The sequence below is a fragment of the Paenisporosarcina sp. genome (genome assembly GCF_049671445.1).
GTDB lineage: Bacteria > Bacillota > Bacilli > Bacillales_A > Planococcaceae > Paenisporosarcina.
Genome location: NZ_JBATUX010000047.1, coordinates 1 through 2,717, shown reverse-complemented (window position 1 = coordinate 2,717; position 2,717 = coordinate 1). Strand labels below are relative to the sequence as shown.

General features: G+C 38.1%; 2 protein-coding genes and 1 pseudogene. 2 read left to right on the top strand and 1 reads right to left on the bottom strand.

Annotation, left to right across the window (positions count from 1 at the left end; genetic code table 11):
• Positions 1 to 15 precede the first annotated feature (15 nt).
• Entirely contained in the window at positions 16 to 1,209 is a 1,194-nt protein-coding gene (locus tag WBG45_RS06675; RefSeq protein ID WP_424413124.1) for a M14 family zinc carboxypeptidase, read from the top strand.
• A gap of 57 nt (positions 1,210 to 1,266) precedes the next feature.
• Positions 1,267 to 2,307 carry a M14 family zinc carboxypeptidase gene (locus WBG45_RS06670; RefSeq protein WP_424413122.1) on the top strand — a complete coding sequence of 347 codons (1,041 nt, stop codon included), beginning with the start codon at positions 1,267 to 1,269 and terminating at the stop codon, positions 2,305 to 2,307.
• A gap of 151 nt (positions 2,308 to 2,458) precedes the next feature.
• Here the strand turns inward: WBG45_RS06670 and WBG45_RS06665 are convergent.
• Positions 2,459 to 2,717: pseudogene (locus tag WBG45_RS06665) on the bottom strand (hypothetical protein); the annotation flags it as partial.

Genomic DNA, 2,717 nt, shown 5'->3' with positions numbered 1-2,717 from the left:
GAAGGAGTGATCGTATTGAAGAAAAAAGTGGTTAGTACAATAGGTATTTTAGGGCTATGTACAAGCTTAGCTTTCCCTGTTTATGCTGCGGATATGGTTAAACAAGAAACACATCATCATGAATACTCTATCTCTGGTTTTATCAGTCATGGGGAGCTCCAAAAAACCCTTAAACAACTTGAGAAGACAAGCAATGGTGTTGTACAGGTAGATGTCGTTGGTCAATCTCATAAAGGATTGGATATATACACTGCAAAAGTTGGAACAGGTGACAAAGTTATTCTTATTCAAAGTGAAATTCATGGTAATGAAAAAACTGGTACGGTCGCTCTTTTAAATCTCCTAAAAAGCCTTTCCACAAATTCAAAAGAAGCAAAGAAAATCCGTGAAGAAGTTACCATTGTTTTTATGCCCATGATGAATCCAGATGCATCTGAGGCTGATAAACGGAGAAACAGTATGACATGGGATGAAGTCCTATACAATTTTCCACAACTCACTGGTACGACACCATCATGGAACTATTTGGACCGAGGCATCAGCCAAAGTTATAACTATGGGGAAAATCCTGGTTTTGACGTAAACCGCGACTTCAATCCAAATCTAAATTATGTGCCGGAAGCACAAGATTTTCCTGGTGCTTCTAATACACCAGGTTGGTTCATTACTCCAGAATCACAGACTGCTCGAGATGTATATAAATCATTAAAAGATGAGTACGGAATTGTAGATGTCTTCATCGATCTTCATCATCAAGGTATGTCCTACGTAGATGGTACAGATGATGAAGTAACGCTTTCCTTATCCGCACAGTTTGTTCCAGATCCAAATACGTCGGAAGGTGCTAAATACGCCGAATATGCGGAAAACTATAGGTACGATTATTCAAGACAATTAAATGTAGCTGCTTACAATGAGCTGCAATCTTACGGTAACTCTAAATTTACGAATATCTCTCTTTATTCCCAAGGACTTGACCTTCCAGGAACAGCACTTGGTAGCTATGCATTAAATGGCAGCGGAACAGTCCTTTTTGAAGTAAGAGGACAGACTCAAATGATGGGCCAGAAAGAAAAAGGACAACTTGTAAAATCAGTTGAACAAGGTCTTACTGGAATTATCGAAGCGGTAGCTGATGGTTCAGTTGAAACATTGAATCCGGAAGATTACGAGAAAATTCCGCTTACATCTAATAAACCAACCAACTAAATATGAAAAAATTTGAATGATATTGGAAAAAATGTTGAAAACAAAGGAGGAAATTGTATGAAGAAAACCGTTCTTAGTTTATCCATTGCTGGAGCGATGATGCTCAGCGTATCGTCCTTCGGTTCTCCTATTGCCAACGCGGTCGGAAATGGTCCTACTTATGGAGGGAATGAAACGATTAATACTTCGATACTCCATACTTATGATGAAATGGTAGACTACCTAAAAAAAGAAGAAGCAAAACAACAAGATATGGAACTTGAAGTAATTGGCCAAAGTATCAAGGGAAGGGATTTATATCTGGCAAAATATATGAAAAACCCTGAAAATCCTACGATTCTGTTTTTAACCCAACAGCACGGAAATGAACAACTTACAACTGAGGGTGCTCTTGAATTTATTAAACATCTAGGTACAAACAAGATGAAAGGTGTTACAGACGAGGTGAATATCTTAATTGTTCCTATGCTGAATGCAGACGGCGCAATGGGTGATGTGGACTTCTCTCTTGATGATTATATCGCAAAGGGAGATCGAAATTTAACTCGATATAATGCTGCGGAAGTAGATTTGAACCGTGATCATGTAACTAAAATCCAACCAGAAACAAAAGCACTGCATAATAATGTAATGAAGAAATATAATATTGATTATATGATTGATCTTCATCATCAAGGAGCAAGAAGTGAAAGGGACGGTAAGCTTGTTTCTGGGTCGATTCTATATCCGACAACTCCAAATGCCGATCCCGAAGTAGTAGAAAAGTCGAAACAACTAGGTGCAGTTGTGTTTGAAGCAATTGATGAAAAAGGCTGGGGTCACCTCGGTAAATACAGCGGGGGCTCTGCTGAAACAATCAGCAGAAACGGTATAGCCGTAGAATACGGTATATCGACACTATTATTTGAAATGCGTGGAATGTCCGATCATGAATACGACTCATATGTGTTAGGGCAAAAGAGTAACGGCTATTTGATTAAACAAACTATTACTACTCTTGAAGCAACAGTTCATGCAATTGCAGATGGTTCGATTGAAAATAAAGACACATCGTTTTGGGAGTCACTGGCTTACCAAACAATACGTCCATCTGAGTAATTCGAAAAATTCATCTGGTAGCATGTTATGTTAAAAACAGCTTAGAATCTAAATTGTTTTGCCAATAAAAAATCAAAAAAACAGGTATTAGGGAAACCTTAATACCTGTTTTTTGTTTATTATAAATGACGATCGAATCGGAAATTAGGATTTACATATCTTCGTACGAAGTCATTTTATCCATATTACTCGCAATCATTGCGATGATGGTGCTAGCTTCTTCTTTTGTAAACGATAAGGCACTTTCTTCTTTGTAGAACTCATCGTCTTCAGACCAAAATCGATTCACTCTTCGAAGAACACCGTTGCCGGTAGAACTGACTACCCCAAATTGATAAGTTACTTCAACCTCATCCTCGATTTGGAAAGCAGTTACTTCAGGTGTTTCCCATTCAATCTCCACCTCGTTA